Annotated in this window: 16 protein-coding genes and 1 pseudogene; 14 read left to right on the forward strand and 3 right to left on the reverse strand. The window is 39.5% G+C overall.

Annotated elements, in window-relative coordinates; genetic code table 11:
• Positions 1 to 82 precede the first annotated feature (82 nt).
• The 8 genes from ACYSNU_RS11140 to ACYSNU_RS11175 all read left to right on the forward strand — a co-directional run bounded on the left by ACYSNU_RS11140 (position 83) and on the right by ACYSNU_RS11175 (position 6300).
• Positions 83 to 553, forward strand: a complete 471-nt coding sequence (locus ACYSNU_RS11140) for a GNAT family N-acetyltransferase (protein ID WP_461737276.1) — start codon at positions 83 to 85, stop codon at positions 551 to 553.
• A 31-nt stretch (positions 554 to 584) separates the two neighbouring features.
• Positions 585 to 1127 (forward strand): flavodoxin domain-containing protein, encoded by a 543-nt coding sequence (locus ACYSNU_RS11145; protein WP_461737277.1) that lies wholly within the window; start codon positions 585 to 587, stop codon positions 1125 to 1127.
• 78 nt (positions 1128 to 1205) lie between these two features.
• Positions 1206 to 1433, forward strand: a complete 228-nt coding sequence (locus ACYSNU_RS11150) for a hypothetical protein (RefSeq protein WP_461737278.1) — start codon at positions 1206 to 1208, stop codon at positions 1431 to 1433.
• A gap of 52 nt (positions 1434 to 1485) precedes the next feature.
• Complete coding sequence (locus ACYSNU_RS11155) at positions 1486 to 2157, forward strand: response regulator transcription factor (protein WP_461737279.1); 672 nt, start codon at positions 1486 to 1488, stop codon at positions 2155 to 2157.
• Entirely contained in the window at positions 2145 to 3302 is a 1158-nt protein-coding gene (locus ACYSNU_RS11160; RefSeq protein ID WP_461737280.1) for a HAMP domain-containing sensor histidine kinase, read from the forward strand. Before ACYSNU_RS11155 ends, ACYSNU_RS11160 begins: the two co-directional genes overlap by 13 nt.
• Positions 3303 to 3607: 305 nt before the next feature.
• Positions 3608 to 4486, forward strand: coding sequence for an ABC transporter ATP-binding protein (locus tag ACYSNU_RS11165; protein ID WP_461737281.1), 879 nt, complete (start codon positions 3608 to 3610; stop codon positions 4484 to 4486).
• A gap of 1 nt (position 4487) precedes the next feature.
• Positions 4488 to 5687 carry an ABC transporter permease gene (locus ACYSNU_RS11170; protein WP_461737282.1) on the forward strand — a complete coding sequence of 400 codons (1200 nt, stop codon included), beginning with the start codon at positions 4488 to 4490 and terminating at the stop codon, positions 5685 to 5687.
• The gene (locus ACYSNU_RS11175) at positions 5671 to 6300 is read left to right on the forward strand and encodes a hypothetical protein (protein WP_461737283.1); all 630 of its coding nucleotides are present in this window, start codon (positions 5671 to 5673) and stop codon (positions 6298 to 6300) included. The genes ACYSNU_RS11170 and ACYSNU_RS11175 overlap by 17 nt, the downstream gene beginning before the upstream one ends.
• 65 nt (positions 6301 to 6365) lie before the next feature.
• Here ACYSNU_RS11175 and ACYSNU_RS11180 read toward each other — a convergent pair whose 3' ends face one another.
• Together ACYSNU_RS11180 and ACYSNU_RS11185 are read right to left on the reverse strand one after the other, a co-directional pair.
• Positions 6366 to 6614 carry a DUF3781 domain-containing protein gene (locus ACYSNU_RS11180; protein WP_461737284.1) on the reverse strand — a complete coding sequence of 83 codons (249 nt, stop codon included), beginning with the start codon at positions 6612 to 6614 and terminating at the stop codon, positions 6366 to 6368.
• Complete coding sequence (locus tag ACYSNU_RS11185) at positions 6611 to 7189, reverse strand: hypothetical protein (protein WP_461737285.1); 579 nt, start codon at positions 7187 to 7189, stop codon at positions 6611 to 6613. The genes ACYSNU_RS11180 and ACYSNU_RS11185 overlap by 4 nt, the downstream gene beginning before the upstream one ends.
• Before the next feature lie 774 nt (positions 7190 to 7963).
• Here ACYSNU_RS11185 and ACYSNU_RS11190 point away from each other — a divergent pair.
• Positions 7964 to 8077 (forward strand): annotated as a pseudogene (locus ACYSNU_RS11190) (helix-turn-helix transcriptional regulator); the annotation flags it as partial.
• A gap of 395 nt (positions 8078 to 8472) precedes the next feature.
• On the opposite strand, the gene ACYSNU_RS11195 reads toward ACYSNU_RS11190, so the two are convergent.
• Positions 8473 to 9111, reverse strand: coding sequence for a helix-turn-helix transcriptional regulator (locus tag ACYSNU_RS11195; RefSeq protein WP_461737286.1), 639 nt, complete (start codon positions 9109 to 9111; stop codon positions 8473 to 8475).
• A gap of 256 nt (positions 9112 to 9367) precedes the next feature.
• Between ACYSNU_RS11195 and ssnA the strand changes: the two genes are divergently transcribed.
• The 5 genes from ssnA to ACYSNU_RS11220 all read left to right on the forward strand — a co-directional run bounded on the left by ssnA (position 9368) and on the right by ACYSNU_RS11220 (position 17825).
• Positions 9368 to 10702, forward strand: coding sequence for a putative aminohydrolase SsnA (gene ssnA / locus ACYSNU_RS11200; protein WP_461737287.1), 1335 nt, complete (start codon positions 9368 to 9370; stop codon positions 10700 to 10702).
• Between the two features lie 21 nt (positions 10703 to 10723).
• On the forward strand, positions 10724 to 13729 hold the full coding sequence (gene ygfK / locus ACYSNU_RS11205) for a putative selenate reductase subunit YgfK (RefSeq protein WP_461737288.1): 3006 nt from the start codon (positions 10724 to 10726) through the stop codon (positions 13727 to 13729).
• Positions 13730 to 13790: 61 nt separating this feature from the next.
• The gene (gene hydA / locus ACYSNU_RS11210) at positions 13791 to 15164 is read left to right on the forward strand and encodes a dihydropyrimidinase (protein WP_461737289.1); all 1374 of its coding nucleotides are present in this window, start codon (positions 13791 to 13793) and stop codon (positions 15162 to 15164) included.
• Positions 15165 to 15304: 140 nt separating this feature from the next.
• Positions 15305 to 16504: a diaminopropionate ammonia-lyase gene (dpaL, locus tag ACYSNU_RS11215; RefSeq protein WP_461737290.1), complete on the forward strand. Its 1200-nt coding sequence runs from the start codon at positions 15305 to 15307 to the stop codon at positions 16502 to 16504.
• A 1-nt stretch (position 16505) separates the two neighbouring features.
• Positions 16506 to 17825 carry a YgeY family selenium metabolism-linked hydrolase gene (locus ACYSNU_RS11220; protein ID WP_461737291.1) on the forward strand — a complete coding sequence of 440 codons (1320 nt, stop codon included), beginning with the start codon at positions 16506 to 16508 and terminating at the stop codon, positions 17823 to 17825.
• Positions 17826 to 17842: the final 17 nt, after the last annotated feature.

Below are 17842 nucleotides of genomic sequence, written 5' to 3' on the forward strand. Positions count from 1 at the left end.
AGTTTTTTACCTGCCCTCAACAATTAAACAAATGAAAGAGCAATAAACTAAAGCCACAAAGTAAAATGAACAGGAGCCAACTATGGATTTGCTAACACAACGCTGTCGGATTCGTGAGTTTAAAGAAAAAGATGTATCGCGATTTGCGGAGTATCACAATGATAGTCACTGGATGCAGTATCAAGGCTTTAAAAATCTCAGTGAAGAAGAATACCGCTTGAGTTTGCTTTCAGATAAGGAGCTAACGCAGGGAAAGCAATACGCAATTGCTGATATACAGACGGATGAGCTGTTAGGGGATATTTATTTGCAGCAGGAAAAAGATGGATGTTGGCTGGGCTATTCCATTCATCCCAAATTTTCTCGTCAAGGATACAGCTATGAAGCTGTATCAGCGATGATTGATTTTTTATTTCAGCAGGGCTATCAAAAAATTTTTGCAGAAGTAGAAATCGAAAATTTCGCCTCTATTCAGTTACTTGAAAAGCTGGAGTTTCGTTTATTCAAGGCTGAAACAGAATTAATTTATTTACGAACTAATAAAAAAGTATAATGAAAAGTGGATTTTGCATGGTAAAATTTTTGTGAGAGCAAAAGAAAAAGCAATTGAAGCTACAAAATACTTCTACAATAAGGAGAAAAAAATGAAAACATTGATTGTTTATGGGAGTAAATATGGCTGTACAGAGGACTGTGCGCAAACCCTCAAGGATCAGGTAAAAGGAGCCAGCACACTTGTGAATCTGAAAACTAATCAAGCCGTAGATTTGGAACAATTTGACCAAATTATTATCGGGAGTCCAATTTATGTTGGGAAAATCCGCAAAGAGGTCAAGCATTTTTGTGAAGTTCATTTAGCATCGTTGTTAAAAAAGAAGGTGTCCTTATTCATATGCTGTACAACACCCGCTGAAGTAGATGCCTTTTTTGCCAGCAACTATCCGCCAGAATTACTGGCTCACGCGACGAAGACTTATAATTTTGGTGGCGAGTTAAGGCAAGAAAGAATGGGTTTTTTAGATAAAAAACTCACTGCTCTGATTGCTAAAACAGAACCGAAGGAAACAGGGCTTTTACCTGGAAATCTGACGGAATTAGCGACGTTTCTTAATGCTTCACAGGTGTAGCGACTAAGTTTTAAAGTCCACTTGGGCTAATTTTTTGAGAAAAGTTAACAAAATTAAACACTTTTAGGAGGGTTCAACATGAGTAAGTTTGATCCGTTATGGCAAGCAGTGAAAGAAGACGGTCGTAGTTCTTTTAAGTTGAGTTTTGATGAGATTCAAGCGAAGGCGGGAATTCCGATTGACCTTTTTTTTTTGAAATTTAAAAAAGAGCTGCCTAGCTATGGCTATGAAGTGGGGAAAATCTCCATGAAAGAAAAGACTGTCGTGTTCAATAAACTGACTGATGAAAAAATTAGCAGTGACTGATTCAGGTATTCTTCAAAAAGAGGAAGCTAATTCATTGGATGGGAGCGGCAAAATGAAAAAAATTTTAGTCATTGATGATGAAATCGAGTTACTAGAAACCCTCAAAGATTATTTAACCCTCTCTGGTTATCAGGTATTCACCGCTGAAAATCCTTTAGAAGCTCGAGCTAAACTATTGTTAAAGCCGGATTTAATTTTACTAGATATAGCTATGCCAGAAATGGATGGGATTACGTTTTGTAAAGAAATTCGCGGAGTGGTCAGTTGTCCCATTATTTTTCTTTCTGCGCAAACCGATGAAGAAAGTCGTCTTGATGGACTGATGGCCGGTGGTGATGATTACCTATTGAAACCATTTAGTCTTAAAGAATTAGCAATGCGGGTTACGGCTCATTTAAGAAGAGAAGAACGTCAAAAAGACCAAGGTAGTTTAGGTTTTTTTGGGGCACTTTACATCAAATATGATCAAAAGGAAATCTGGATTGAAAATCAATTAGTGCCGTTGACCAAAACGGAATATCAAATTGCTGAATTATTAGCCCGGCATCCTGGTCAAGTATTTAATCGAGAAGAGATTTACGATGCACTCTGGGGTTTTGATAAAGAAGGCGATGCAACGATCATCACGGAGCATGTGCGCAGATTACGGACGAAGTTTAAAAAAATGACAGCACAGGAAATTATTCAAACAGTCTGGGGGCTAGGGTATAAATGGATTGGCTAGACGAGCGAATAGAGCAACTAAAAGGAAATGCTAAGAGTATTCGGTTCAGCTTAACCATTATTTTACTGGCTGGCTTTTTAATTGTCTTGTCCGCATGGCTTTTGACAAATGCCCTCTGTGTCTCTTGGGAAAGATTATTGCTGGAGGACACGAGTCATTTGTATTTTTATGAAATTTTTACGTGGCGACCGACAATCAATCTTGAAATTGACTATCTCTGGCCGATAAGATTATTAGAAGCCGTGCGCTTTGGCAGTATTTTTATCTATTGCTTACTTGCGATTTATTTTGTGGCGGATTTTTTTTCCAAAATGAAAATTCAACAGCCCTTATTATTAATGCAGTCAGGCATGACAAAAATTAATCAAGGAGATTTAAATCAGCCTCTTTATTATGAAGGGCCAAAAGAATTCACTGAGCTGATTCAAGAATTTGATCAGCTGCGTCAAAGTCTCAGAGGAAATCAAGCTGAGATTAAGCAATTGCATCAAGACCAAAAAAATGTGAATGCCGCTTTTTCCCATGATTTAAGAACACCCTTGGCAGTCATTCAAAACAATGTGGAAATTATTGAAGAGTTTTATGGTACAGGCCAGCTTTCAAAAGAGCAGCTCAGCAAAAGCCTAACCAAAATCAAAAACAATATCTTGCGTCTGACGGACTTCTCCGAAACAATGAAAACTATCCAACGGTTGGATGAAATTCAACTCAATCGCAAACAACAGTCGTTGCACCATTTAATTGAGTTAGTTCAAGACTTAGGGAATAGTCTATTAGGTGCTAAATTTTCATTCCATACATCTGGTGACATCTCAACAACAGCTCTGATAGATCTAAATCTCATAATGGAAATCATTGAAAATCTGTTAAGTAATGCCAAAGTTTATGCTAAAAATAGTGTGGAAGTGACCTTACAAAGAGAGGGCGGCTATTTATTTATTTTTGTCAAAGACGATGGCCCTGGATTTTCTAAACAGGAATTATTGCAGGCGACTCAAGCGTATTACTCAAAGGATAAAGCGGGGCATTTTGGTCTTGGCTTAACAATTCCTGAAGCACTTGTCAAAAAACACGGTGGCGTGTTGGAGCTGGCCAATGGCGTAACTAATGGCGCAGTGGTCTCCGCTACTTTTATTATTAATTAAATTGAGACTATGACATTAGTCTTTTTAACAGATAAAATTCCGAACTATATTGTTTTTGTCTCTGCGGGCCATTGGGTTCTAGAGACAGAAAATGGTATGTGACTGCGGTCCAGTTGGTCCTCGTCTCAACTCTGCAATATTTAGTGACTCTCACTGGAACTTGTTCGTGAAATTTAGTTCTGTTTTACTAATGTCCCAGTCTTTTTTTCTGGAAAAATCTAGAATGTAGAGAAATTATAGAGATTTGCTTGCTAAGCTGTATACAGGAACCAAGAATGAGTTTTTGATAAAAGGAGAGTTTCAGGATGGGAATTAAAATTCAACAGTTCAATCAGTTTTACGGCAAAAAGCAAGTGCTCTTTGATATTAATCTAACAATTCATAAAGGGATGTATGGCTTACTTGGTAGAAATGGCGCCGGCAAATCAACATTGATGAAAAGTTTAGTGACCTTACTGCCCGTCAAATCTGGCAGCATTGAAATGGCTGGGGTTTCAAGTCATGAATATCAAAAGATTCGTTCGATGATTGGCTATTTACCCCAAGATTTTTCAATGTACGGCAATATGACCGTTTTTGAAGCGATGGATTATTTGGCAGTGCTAGCAGGACTCAAAGGCCACGCTAGAAAAACCAGAATTACCGAGTTATTGGAGCAGGTAAACTTGTCTGCCAATTACAAAACGAAGGTCAAGGCGATGTCTGGTGGGATGAAGCGTCGCTTAGGGATTGCGCAAGCTTTACTCAATCAGCCGCAAATTATTATTGTCGACGAGCCGACAGCCGGGCTTGATCCTGAAGAGCGGCTGCGTTTTCGAAATTTATTGAGTGAGATTAGCGAAGAGCGAATTGTTCTGTTATCTACGCATATTGCCAGCGATATTGAAGCGACTGCTGATCACCTGGCAATTATGGATCAAGGAAGAATTATTTTTTCTGGAGAATTAATGGAATTATTAATGCTCACAGAAGGCAATATTTATGAGGTTTTGCTGCCTCGGACTGAAACAGAAGAAGTTAAGCGACAGGTCAAGGTCATCAGCTTACACGCTGAAGGCACGTCGACCCGAATTCGTTTTATCGGCAACCCAACTGCTACAGTAATGCAACATCCGCTAGTGGTAAAAGTTCAACCGACATTAGAAGATGCCTACCTCTATTGTTTAGAAAAGGCAGGTGAGTGACATGGCTCTACTTTTTCAAGAAATGAAAACGACAGTCAAAAGTCTGACGTATTGGATAGTGATTGCAGTGGTTGGCTTTTTTATCTTTACACAATTGGGCACTGACTTAACGGCGGTTAAAGCACCACAGCCAAATCAAGAGGACTATGGGACTAAAATCACGACTGATACCCAGGAAATTCAAGAGCAGACCTATGGAGACCTATTGTGGGATTATTATTCTGATGATTACACAGCTTATCCGTTAGGCTTTTTTAAATCAGTAACGCCGAGTGAAACCGAAAAAAATCAAATTAAAGAGATATTGGAAAAAGCCAGCGGGAAGAGCTATCAAGAATTAGAAACGGAATTACTTGCTTCTCTAGAAACACAAGATGGCATGACAATTTTTAAAGGGTATGCTTTCCCATTACTCTCAGGAAATTCCTATACAGATTTTGAAGAAGATATGGAGCAGGTGACCAAAATTCTTGGAGAAGGGTCTGATTTTGACCAAAATAAATACGAACAAACTAAGGTGCCAATGACCTACGAAGAAGCACTTGAAGAATATGAACAGATAATAAAAGACGATCAGGTGAGTGGCGCCTATGCTCGAATTGTCTGTGACTATTTCGGAATTATTTTGGCTCTTGCGCCAGTCTTTTTGGCAGCGACTGTGGTATTGCGGGACCGGCGTTCTCAAGCGCAGGCAGTCATTTATACTAAAAAGACTGCGACAGTAAAATTAATTGGATTACGGTACATCAGCACGGTGATGTTAATTTTAATTCCAGTCTTGTTGTTTTCTTTGATGCCGGCCTTGCAAAGTGAAATGATTGCCAGCAAATTAGGCGTGGCAAGTAATTTATTCTTGTATTATCAATATATTTTACTCTGGTTGACTCCGACCATTTTGGGTGTTGTCGGTTTGAGCTTTTTAATCACAGAGCTCTTTGGTGGTATTGTCGCAATTGCAGCACAATTTATTCTTTGGTTCGCCAGTATCAGTATAAATGGCCAATTGATTGGGGCAAAAGGGTTGAACCTGATTCCGCGTTTTAATACAGTAGGCAAGACGGATATCTTTTCCAAGCTCTTACCAGAGCTGATTACGAATCGAATTTTTTGGAGCGTCCTTGGGATAATTTGTCTATTTGGAACCATTTTAGTTGTGGACTTTAAGCGCAAAGGAGGACGACTCTTTGGAAAAAAACAGTAAGCTGGCGTATTATTTTTTCAAAAAGTATTTTAGTTTCTTCGTTGTACCAGTTATTTTATTGACTTGTTTTTTACCAGTTGTTGTGGGGATGGAAAACTTAGTTACTTCTCAAGCAGCGATTGTCCTCGAACGATTTTTTACCTTGATTGGTGTCGTCTTATTTGTGCCACTTTTTTTACTAGACGAACAACAGAGTATTTTACAGGTGGTGCGGACAAAAGAGACGGCCTACAGCCAAATTCTTATTATTCGTCTGGCCGAAATTTTAGCAATGATAGCTGTGGCCTTACTCCTATTTTTAGGAATTCTAAAAATAAATCAATCCACCTTTGATTTTATCAACTTCTTTTTAGCAGAATTTGCGACAGTGATTTTTTTAGGGGGACTTACTTGTTTTCTTTGGAGCATTTTCAGGCAAATGATTCCTAGTTTAATGGTGACATTTGGTTATTTTGTCATCTGCTTAACGAGTAGCAAAGATCAATTGGGACCATTCTATTTGTTTACTTTAGTTAGTGAAGATTGGCAATCGAAGCAGCTGCTGTTTGTGGTGGGGGTAATTTTATTAGCAGTCAGTATTTTTCTGGCCAATCGTATCACCAGTCGGAGGTAGGCAGACTCAAGTTAAAACAAGCTATGAAATCCTGTGGAGAACAGGTTTTCATAGCTTGTTTGATATTAAGCATGTATACGGTCCGCTGTAATCACACTATAGGTGTTGGCATTAACCGTGATACGAATTTTTTTGGTCGCATGCTCGATATAAAAATTCTTCCCTCGGCGTTCTATCGTACTTTGAGAAGCTGAAATAATTTCAGACATCAATTCCTCAATTTCAAAATTTGTCAGGGCTAGTTTAAGTTTTTTATTGATTCGTTGGTAGACTAAATCTGTATAGCAAAGGTGCTCAAGAATTTGTTCTTTCATTCAACTAAAACCTCCATGATGCGCTCCAAAAGTGTGTCCCAAGGGCGGGCATTTATCGTTAAAACTCCTAGCTCATTGCATTTTTCTGCGAGCCACTTACCATAGGCATAACTAATTTCCGCTCGATAGGGCTGAAGTTTTCCCTCCCGAGCTAGATAATTTTGCAGAATTTGCGCCTTCTCAAATTCATTAATAAAAATTGTTTTGACTCTCGAACTTTTTAGCGGGGTAGCGAGTTCAGGTAAAATGAAATCTCCTTCTAATAGCATTGGAATATTTTCTTCAAGGTGGTCAGCAATCACGGCGTTTAGCCCTGGTGTGAGTTCTCTGCCAACATTTATCAAATGAGTTACTGCTGCTGCAACACCTTCGTCAATCCAATTAGGATGTGTATTCCAATAATGGATAGCCGGATGGCTAATTGGTGTTGTGGTCGTCTCCAGCAACACCTGAAAATCATCTACACGTACCAAATCAAGCTCCAGCTGACGGGCCAGTGGACGGGCAATCATAGTTTTTCCAGAACCCGAGGCCCCACCAATTAATAAAATATCCCAACTTCGTGTTTTATCCATCTAACCCTCCATTAACAAAAGTCTTTCTCTTGATTTTATGCTATTCAATACCGATATTCCAGTTAATCTAGAGCTGCTAACTTAACTTATGCAATAGAAATCAATCTTAGGGTCTAGTCTCTTAAAAAAACTTGTTACACAGCATCATTAAAAAAAATTGCTAACACTTTTTTTTTAAATTGTTAAGTAAGCTTTGTCCTTGGATACTAGCAAAAATCCAAAAAATTGCTAATCTCAACATTTGGAAAATTGTGTTTTTTAAAGCGAAGAAGGCGAGGTCGATGTTAGAGTGTCTTGAAGTTAGCAATTAATACAAAAGATATTAAGGAAAAGAATTTAACTTGATATTTAAAAATATGAAACACTTTTTTACTATGTTAAAAATTCATGCTATTGTTTATTGGTTTTTATCAGAAGAACCCAAGGTGGGATTTCTAAAAATCCTACAAAAAAAGAATGACAAACTCTTATCTCATGAAGAAATTTTTTCAGGTATTCTCAATTACAGTTTTTTTCTCTCGCATGGACAATTTAGACAAGATTACGCCTCTCAATCTTTACGCAATGTTCAAACTCATGTTTATAAATAAAAATTTTTGTCCTACTACTTTCAATGATGCCATTAATCCACAAAATACGTTCGATTTGTTAGTCCAGCATGCATTAGTTCTGGGAATATTTTCACTTTTTTAATTGTGATAGGCTCAGTATCGCTTTTATATACAATTGAAAGCAATATATATTGCTAAAAGACCTATATATAGTATAACAAGAATGAAGAGAGGTGCTGAGGGTGTGAAGAATCTAAAAATGAAAGTTGCTCGGATTGAACGTGACATGAGCCAAGAAGAATTAGCTAGTGCAGTAGGTGTTACACGACAGACTATTGTGAAATCATATAATATCCGCCCTAACTCCGCCCAAGTTTTCGCTTGGGCGGAGTTTTTGAGCTACTTATCATATTTTTTTGAGTCTCTATACGAATATATCCACGGCCTCTATTCTGATCATTATCATCACACGAACTAATTTGTCCAAGATGTTTGAAATATAAGAATGACCTAAACAAACCTAATCAGCTTTTATGATTTAAACTGTTTTCTAGCAATATTGTTGTGTTTTTTAAGTGGCAGAAATTCCACTAGTTTTACCAAGTCCAGCCCGTCATCGTGTTTTTGCATTTTACTAAATCAATTAATCAAAGTAACTAAAAAAATCCAAAGCAAAATTTTTCATCTTTTGCTTTGGATTCACTCCAATTGAACTCACTTAATTTATTACTGTCATGTAGCATCAATATAACTATATAAAGTGTATTTAGAAATATTGAAAAATTTTGAGATTTTATCTCCAGATTTGGTAATTAAAAAGGCACCTTTGTTGTTTAAAAATTGGATGCTTTTGATTTTTTCATCCTTAGTCATTAGGGCAACAGGTTTGCCGACAATTTTGATGGATTCTTCAATTAAGTCATCTAGCAATTCGTTGACATTTTGTGGAATGTAATCTGGTTCTTTGGCATCCTCTGATTCTTCGGTGGCAATTAGCGACTTTATTGCTGATTCTGCGACAATTAAATTGGTGATATCTTGATTGATGGCGAAGATGGCATCGAGTTGACCCTCACGATTTTTTAGATAGACAGTACTGGATTTTAAAATTCGTCCATCATGGGTACGGGTCAAATAATTGATATGATCTTTTAATGTCCGAGGGTCTTTTTTTAAAGCCTCTAAGACTACTTGGGAAGGGCCGTCACCTAATTGTCGTGAGGAAACATGCCCATTTTCAATTGAGACGATTGAATTGTCAATACTCTGTTCTTGGATCTTATGAATGACAACTTCACAATCTTCACCAAATTGTCCGGCTAAGGCACGGGCAATTTGCGTTAAAAAAGTTAATTGCTCATCTGAAAGCATGCTAATCTTCCTTTCTAAAAACGTTCTCAAAGCTTATTAAATTCATGATAGCACGGGATTTTGTGAATAACAAGATTTTTGACTAAAAAAAATTTTTTAGGTAGCATTGTTTTTTTTTAGGTAGAGTGCTATACTCAAAAAGAAGAGAGCTTTAACAGAAAAAAATCAGTCAATTTAGCAGTTTAAAAACGACCAAATTTTTTTATCCAAATCAATGAAAGCGATTGCTTATTTTAATAAAGGGAGGAACAGTTACATGCTATTAATCGGAAACGGGCGCTTGGTGACTAGGAGTCAAGGAACAAGTTTTTATGAAAATGGTTGCGTGGCAATTGATGGAAAAAAAATTAAAAAAGTTGGCGACACCAATCAATTGAAAAAGGAATTCCCCGATGCAGAATTTATTGATGCAAAAGGTGGCATCATAATGCCGGGATTTGTTAATATGCACAATCACATCTATAGTTCCTTTGCTCGAGGTATGAGTATCAATGGTTATGCGCCACATAATTTTATGGATATTTTAGAAGGTTTGTGGTGGCGCTTAGATCGCACTATGAATCTGGCAGATTGCTATCACAGTGGAAAAGTCGCTTATCTTGATAGTCTGAGAAATGGTGTGACAACAGTTTTTGACCATCATGCTAGCTATGGTGATATCGCCGGCAGCCTGCATGAATTGTCAAGAGCAGCGGATGAATATGGCATTCGAACTTGTCTTTGTTACGAAGTTTCTGATCGAGATGGGGCTGAAAAAATGAAAGCTGCCGTCAAAGAAAATCTTGATTTTATTAAAGCGAGTCAAAAACGGAGCGATGATTTACAAAAAGCCATGTTCGGTATGCATGCTGCTTTTACTTTATCAGATGAAACTTTAGAATATTGTGTGGCTAACACACCAGCTGATGTCGGTTATCACATTCATGTGGCAGAAGATATTGCAGATGTAAAAGATTCACTGCAAAAATATGGCAAACCTATTGTCAATCGCTTGTATGATTTTGGGATTCTTGGTGAAAAAACAATGCTGGGCCATTGCATTCACATTGGTCCTCACGAAATGGAATTGATTCGTGACACTAACACGATGGTTGTGACCAATCCTGAATCGAATATGGGAAATGCTGTCGGTTGTCCGCCAGCTTTAAGAATGTTTGATGACTATCAAATTTTAATGGGACTTGGCACCGATGGCTTTACGAATGATGTCACAGAATCCTTTAAGTTTGCGAATCTAATTCATAAACATCATTTGGCCGATCCAACAGCCGGCGGTAGCCAAATTCCAGCGATGCTTTTTGATAATAATCCACAGATGGCGAATCGTCATTTCAAAACAAAATTAGGCGTTTTAGAACCAGAAGCCGCCGCTGATGTGATTGTTGTTGATTATCAAGGACCAACACCGATGACGGCAGCCAATCCTAATAGTCACATTTTATTTGGTGTTAATGGAGCAATGGTCAGAGACACAATTATCGATGGCGTTGTTAAGATGCGCAATCGTGAAGTGGTCGGCATTGATGAAGAAAAAGTTTGGCACGAAGCTCAAGTACAGGCCAATGATTTATGGCGTCGGATTAATAACTAAACAGTTGAAGGAGTGAAAAAGATGAGCGATATGATGCGCCCAATTTCAATTGACGCTTTATTCAATTGGGTTTTGAATGAATATCAAACTGAGGGCACAATTTTTGGCATTCGAAAAATATACCAAGCAGATTCCCAGAAGGTAATGACTTTATTTGGCGAAAAAATGGAAACCCCTTGCGGCCCAGCTGCCGGACCCCATACGCAATTAGCTCAAAATATTATTGCTGCCTATTTAACCGGTTCACGATTTTTTGAATTGAAAACGGTTCAGATTATCGATGGCGAGGATTTGCCTGTCAGTAAACCTTGTATCACTGCAGCAGATGAATGCTACAACGTCGAATGGTCAACTGAGCTAAGAGTGCCACAGGCAATGGAAGAGTACGTAAAAGCTTGGTATGTTTTAAAAATTCTCAGCAAAGAATTAGCAATCGGTAGTCCTGATGGATTTATCTTTAATATGAGTGTTGGTTATGATTTTGCCGGTATTCAATCGGAGAAAATTGATCGCTTTATTGAGCAGCTGAAAGATGCCAAAGATACGGCGATTTGGCAGGAATGTCAACAAGCAGCCAAAAAATATCTAAAGGATTTTAAACAGGTTGACGAAGAGTATCTGGCAACAATTGATTCCCATGTCTGCCGTTCGATTACTTTATCGACATTGCACGGTTGTCCACCGGATGAAATTGAACGGATTTCTACTTATTTATTAACTAAAAAAGGTCTGAATACATTTATCAAATGCAATCCGACAATGCTAGGCTATCCTTATGCAAGGGAGAAAATGGATAGCTTGGGTTTTGATTATATCGAATTTGATGATCATCATTTCAAAGAAGATTTACAGTTTGAAGACGCTGTTCCTATGATTCAGCGGTTGCAGCAATTAGCCGATAAAGAACAGTTGAGCTTCGGAGTTAAAATCACCAACACGTTCCCGGTAGAAATTGCCCAAAACGAATTACCTGGAGAAGAAATGTATATGTCCGGACGCTCACTTTTTCCGCTAAGTATTGGCCTAGCCAAAAAACTTTCCGATGCTTTTTCCGGCAAGCTACAAATTTCTTATTCCGGTGGAGCAGATATTTTCAATATTCGAGAAATTTTTGAGGCGGGTATTTGGCCGATTACCATGGCAACTACTTTATTGAAGCCGGGTGGTTATCAACGGATGAACCAAGTAGCAAATCTTTTAGGGGATGCACCTTATCCGAAAACGGTGCAAGTGAATTTAGAAAAACTAACTGAAATTGTCGCTAAAATTGAAAAACAAAGCCATTATCATAAGTCAATTAAATTACGAGAGAGTCCTAAAATTGAACGGAATGTCCCGTTAATCGATTGTTATACAGCACCTTGTCGTGATGAAGGTGGCTGTCCGATTGATCAAGATATTCCAGCCTACTTACGCTATGTCAGTGAAGGGAAATACCTCGAAGCTCTACGGGTGATTGTTGACAAAAACCCTCTGCCATTTATCACGGGAACAATTTGTGCCCATCCATGTATGACCAAGTGTACCCGTCAATTTTATGAAGAAGCAATTCAAATTCGGGAAGCGAAATTGGAAGCGGCAGAAGCAGCTTATGATCAATTGATGACTGAAATGGTTCGACCTGAGAAAAAAGTCGGTGCTGCAAAAACAGCAGTGGTTGGCGGCGGGCCCGCAGGAATTTCTGCTGGTTACTTGTTAGCACGAGAAGGAATGCCAGTGACTGTCTTTGAAAAAGCCACGACTCTTGGCGGTGTCTGCAGCCAAATCGTACCGGAATTTAGAATATCTCCTCAATCTGTAGAAAATGATGTTAAGATGGCGGAATTTTTAGGAGCTGAGTTTAAAACTGGGCAAGCAGCGCCAACTTTAACAGAATTAAAGAAGCAAGGCTTCACCAATATTATTTATGCAATTGGTGCTTGGAAACATGGAAAGCTTCACTTAGAAACGGGTTCAGCTTTAAACTCTTTGGAATTTCTAATCGCTAATCGTAAAAATCCTCATATCAATCCTTACGGGGAACGGATTATTGTCGTCGGCGGTGGTAACACAGCAATGGATTGCGCTCGGGCGGCTATGCGCTTACCGGATGTAAAAAAAGTTTCAGTTGTCTATCGGCGTGATAAACGCAATATGCCAGCGGACGAAGAAGAATTGTATCTGGCACTAGCTGATGGTGTTGAATTTTTGGAATTGTTAGCGCCAATCAAATTGGAAAATGGTCGCTTAACTTGTGAAATGATGCGCTTAGGTGAACGGGATCAATCGGGTCGCCGTAAGCCAGTTGGTACTGGAGAATTTGTCGAAGTGCCAGCAGACACAGTAATTGCTGCTGTCGGTGAAAAAGTTGATACTGAATTTTACCAATCAATCGGCATGGAAACTAATGATTGGGGCAAGGTCATTGTCAATCCCCAAACTTTGGAAACTAATTTGGAAAATGTCTATGTCATTGGCGATGCGAATTTAGGACCGGCAACGATTGTTGAAGCGATTGCCGATGCCACCAAGGCTTGCGCCAATATCTGTGAACTGCACCGAAATCATTTTGAAACAGATAATATCAATCAAGATCGCCAAAGTGTGCGGCAAAAACGTGGGCTCTTGTACGGAGCAGAAAATTCCGTCTGTCAAGCTAGTCGCTGTTTGGAGTGTTCAACCGTCTGTGAATCTTGCATGGATGTCTGTCCCAACCGAGCCAACATTGTGGTGACCATCAAAGGTTCTCCGCAAATTGTGCATATTGACCGCATGTGTAATGAATGCGGTAACTGTGAAACCTTCTGTCCATATCAAAGCGCGCCTTATAAAGATAAATTTACTCTATTCCAAACAGAAGCAGACTTCCATGATAGTACTAACTCAGGATTTTATGTCCTTGATAGTTTGTCGAAGGATTGCCTGCTGCGACTAGGAGCGCAAGAACAAGTTGTCAATGTCAATCAAACTTATCTGGATGTTCCAGAAGAAATTTTGGATTTAATGGATACGTTGATTGAAGAATATAGCTACACCTTGATGGCGTAAAAAAAAATCTAAGCCAACTTAAATTTAAGTTTTGAAGACCTTTTTGAAAAGAGGGAGAGCCATGTCGATTTTATTAAAAGGCGGTCTTGTGGTTACCGCAGTGGATAGACGTCAGCTAGATGTCAGAATTGAAGGAGAAAAAATTGTCGAGCTGGGAACGAGTTTACCAGTGGCGGACTCACAAGTCGAAGATGTTTCTGGTTGTTTTATCCTGCCGGGTTTTATTGATGCCCATACTCATCTAGAGCTAAATAATGGAGCTGGTTCCATTAGTACCGCAGATAATTTTGCCACTGGCAGCCGTGCCGCTTTAGCAAATGGCACAACGACCGTCATTGATATGGCGACACCGGACAAGGGTGGTTCTCTGCAAGATTGTTTAGACACTTGGCAGCGACTCGCAGCCGGTAAAAGTTCCTGTGATTATACCTTCCACATGTCGATTATCGACTGGAATCTTGATATTAAAAATGAGATTGCGGCGATGATTGCAGCGGGGATTACTTCTTTTAAAATGTACATGGCCTATGATAATTTGCGGACAACCGATGCCGAAATTTATGAAGCCATGACAGAAATAAAAAAATTTCACGGGATACTAGGAGTGCATTGCGAAAATGGTGACTTGGTCAATGAAGGCATAAAAAAATTGTTGAAGGCAGGTAAAACCAGTCCTCATTATCATCCGCTGTCTCGACCTGATGCAATTGAAGCAGAAGCGGTGGAACGCTATTTAACGATAGCGGCTCAAGCCGAACTGCCAGTGAATATTGTCCATTTGAGTACGGAGAGATCACTGGCAGCTGTTCGCAGAGCCCGCAAACGAGGGCAAAAACTTTTCGTTGAAACTTGTCCACAGTATTTAGTGCTGGACAATCATTTATATGACGCCCCTCATTTTGAAGGAGCTAAATATGTCTGCTCACCGCCTTTAAGAAGTTTGAATGATCAAAAAACTTTGTGGGAGGGAGTAGCAGCAGGTGAAATTGATACAATTTCAACCGATCACTGCAGTTTCAATTTTAAAACTCAAAAAATTCTAGGGATAGACGATTTTAGCAAAATTCCTAATGGGATGCCCGGAGTCGAGACCCGGCCACAGCTAATTTATACTGCCGGTGTTACTACCAAGCGCATCAGTTTAGAGGCAATGGTGGGACTTTTATCAGAAAATATTGCCCGCCAATTTGATTTATTTCCCCAAAAAGGGATTGTCCAAGTTGGCAGTGATGCCGATTTAGTCGTGTGGAATCCGGCAGCAACAAGCGTCATTTCAGCGGCTACCCAATTACAAAATGTCGATTACACACCTTATGAAGGACTTAAAACGCAAGGTCAGGCACAAAGTGTTTTCCTTAGAGGTCAAAAAGTTGCGGAAAGTGGCAACGTCCTTAAAGAAAAGCAGGGGCAATTCGTCTTTAGAACACCTAAATAAACAATGCCTTTAAGACATAAGCAAAAAGAAAAAAACGGCTGTTTCATCTGCAAGAAGCTTGTGTTATAGCCGCTTAAACTAAAGCAACACATAGAAATGAAAAATTTGTTACTAAATTTTACAATCGAGGAGGATTTTAGTTGGAAGAAATAAAATGGCTGAAAAATGAGATGCCAAAAACGGACGATCAGTTTTTACCTTTAATGTCAGAAGAAAATATCGGTAAGGCGTTGGCTTTTCATCAGAGCTTTCCGCAATATACGACGACACCTTTAGCTGAGTTACAGCAGCTATCCAATTACTTAGGATTTAAAGACTTTTTTGTCAAAGATGAATCTTATCGCTTTGGCTTAAATGCCTTTAAAGTGTTAGGCGGATCATTCGCTATGGCAAATTATATCGCTGAAAAATTAGGTGTTGATGTGTCAGAACTGGGCTATGAGGAATTAACTTCACCAGATTTAAAAGAAAAATTTGGTCAAGCGACTTTCTACACAGCTACTGATGGTAATCATGGTCGTGGTGTAGCATGGGCGGCTAATAAATTAGGTCAAAAATCAGTGGTGCTTATGCCGAAGGGTTCAGCAGAGATTCGTTTTGAAAATATTCAAAAAGAAGGTGCTGAAGTCACGATTGAAGAAGTTAATTATGATGAATGTGTCCGCATGGCCAATCAATTAGCGGAGGAAGCCGAAAATGGCGTAATGGTTCAAGATACTGCTTGGGAAGGCTACGAAAAAATCCCGACATGGATTATGCAGGGCTATGGCACGATGTCTTTAGAGGCAGCTAAACAATTACGGGCTGCGGGCGTTCAGCGACCGACCCACATTTTTGTACAGGCGGGTGTCGGCAGTTTAGCTGGAGCAGTCATTGGTTATTTTGCCAATCTTTATCAAGATAATCCACCGATTATGACGGTGGTTGAGGCTCAGGCAGCCGATTGTCTTTATCAATCAGCCAAAGTCAAAGACGGCAGTATTCGTTTTGTTGAAGGGGATTTACAGACAATTATGGCTGGTTTAGCCTGTGGCGAACCCAACACGATTTCCTTTGATATTTTAAAAAATCACACTGACTTCTTTATCTCTGCACCGGATTGGGTTTCTGAAAAAGGTATGCGGATTTTAGGCGCACCTCTTAAAGATGACCCACAAGTGATTTCCGGAGAATCCGGAGCGGTGGCAATGGGGGTTGTCGCTAGTGTGATGAAAGACCCGGCTTATCAGGATTTAAAACAAGCATTGAAATTGGATCAAGATTCAGTTGTCTTAATGTTTTCAACTGAGGGCGATACCGATCCAGAAAATTATAAAAAAATTGTATGGGGGCAAGAGTAACATGAACTTTGAAGAAATTAACCAAGCGGCAGCAGCTTACGGACCAGCCATGACTAAATTCTTACGGGAATTAGTCAAAATTCCTGGGGAAAGCGCTGAAGAAAAAAATAAAATGGAACGGGCTAAAGCAGAGATGGAAGCTTTGGGCTTTGACAAAGTGACCTTTGATCCAATGGGTAATCTTTTAGGTTATATGGGCACCGGTGAAAAAATCATCGCCTTTGATGGTCACATTGATACAGTGGGCATTGGTGAAATGAGTAACTGGAAATTTAATCCTTATGACGGCTACGAAAGCGATGAAGAAATTGGCGGTCGGGGTACTTCTGATCAAGAGGGCGGAATTGTTTCGGCAATTTATGGCGCTAAAATTATGAAAGACTTAGGTCTCTTATCTGATGAATATACAGTTTTAGTTACTGTGACGGTTCAAGAGGAAGACTGTGACGGACTATGCTGGCAATACATCATCAAAGAAGATAAGATTCGTCCAGAATTTGTGGTTTCAACTGAGCCAACCGATGGCGGAATTTATCGGGGACAACGGGGTCGGATGGAAATACGGATTGATGTCAAAGGCGTTTCGTGTCACGGTTCTGCTCCTGAACGGGGAGACAACGCCATTTATAAAATGGCGGACATTTTACAAGATGTCCGGGCTTTAAATAATAATGGCGATACAGAAAGCACTTCAATCCGTGGCTTAGTCAGAATGCTGGATGAAAAATATAATCCTGAATGGCAGGAAGCTCGTTTCTTAGGTAAAGGGACAGTTACGGCTTCACAAATTTTCTATTCTTCACCTAGTCGTTGTGCTGTTGCTGATGGCTGCTCTGTTTCTCTGGATCGCCGGATGACTGCTGGGGAAACGTGGGAAAGTTGTCTCGAAGAAATTCGTCAATTACCAGCAGTTAAAAAATACGGCGAAGATGTAGTGGTATCCATGTATGAATATGATCGGCCATCTTATACCGGTTTATCTTATCCAATCGAATGCTACTTCCCAACATGGGTTATTCCTGAAGACCATGTCGTAACAGAATCATTGATGGAAGTCCATCACAACTTGTTTGGCGATCAACGCCGAGGTTCTAAATCAACTGTCGCCATGAGAGAAGCTCGTCCGCTATTAGATAAATGGACTTTCTCAACCAATGGTGTATCAATCATGGGCCGCAATGGTATTCCATGTATTGGTTTTGGCCCTGGTGCCGAAGCGGAAGCCCATGCCCCAAATGAAAAAACTTGGAAGGAAGATTTGGTTCGTTGTGCCGCAATGTATGCAGCATTACCAACGACCTACTGCCAAAACATCAAATAATATCTAAGGAGCTTAAA

The sequence above is a fragment of the Enterococcus sp. LJL120 genome (assembly GCF_054871765.1).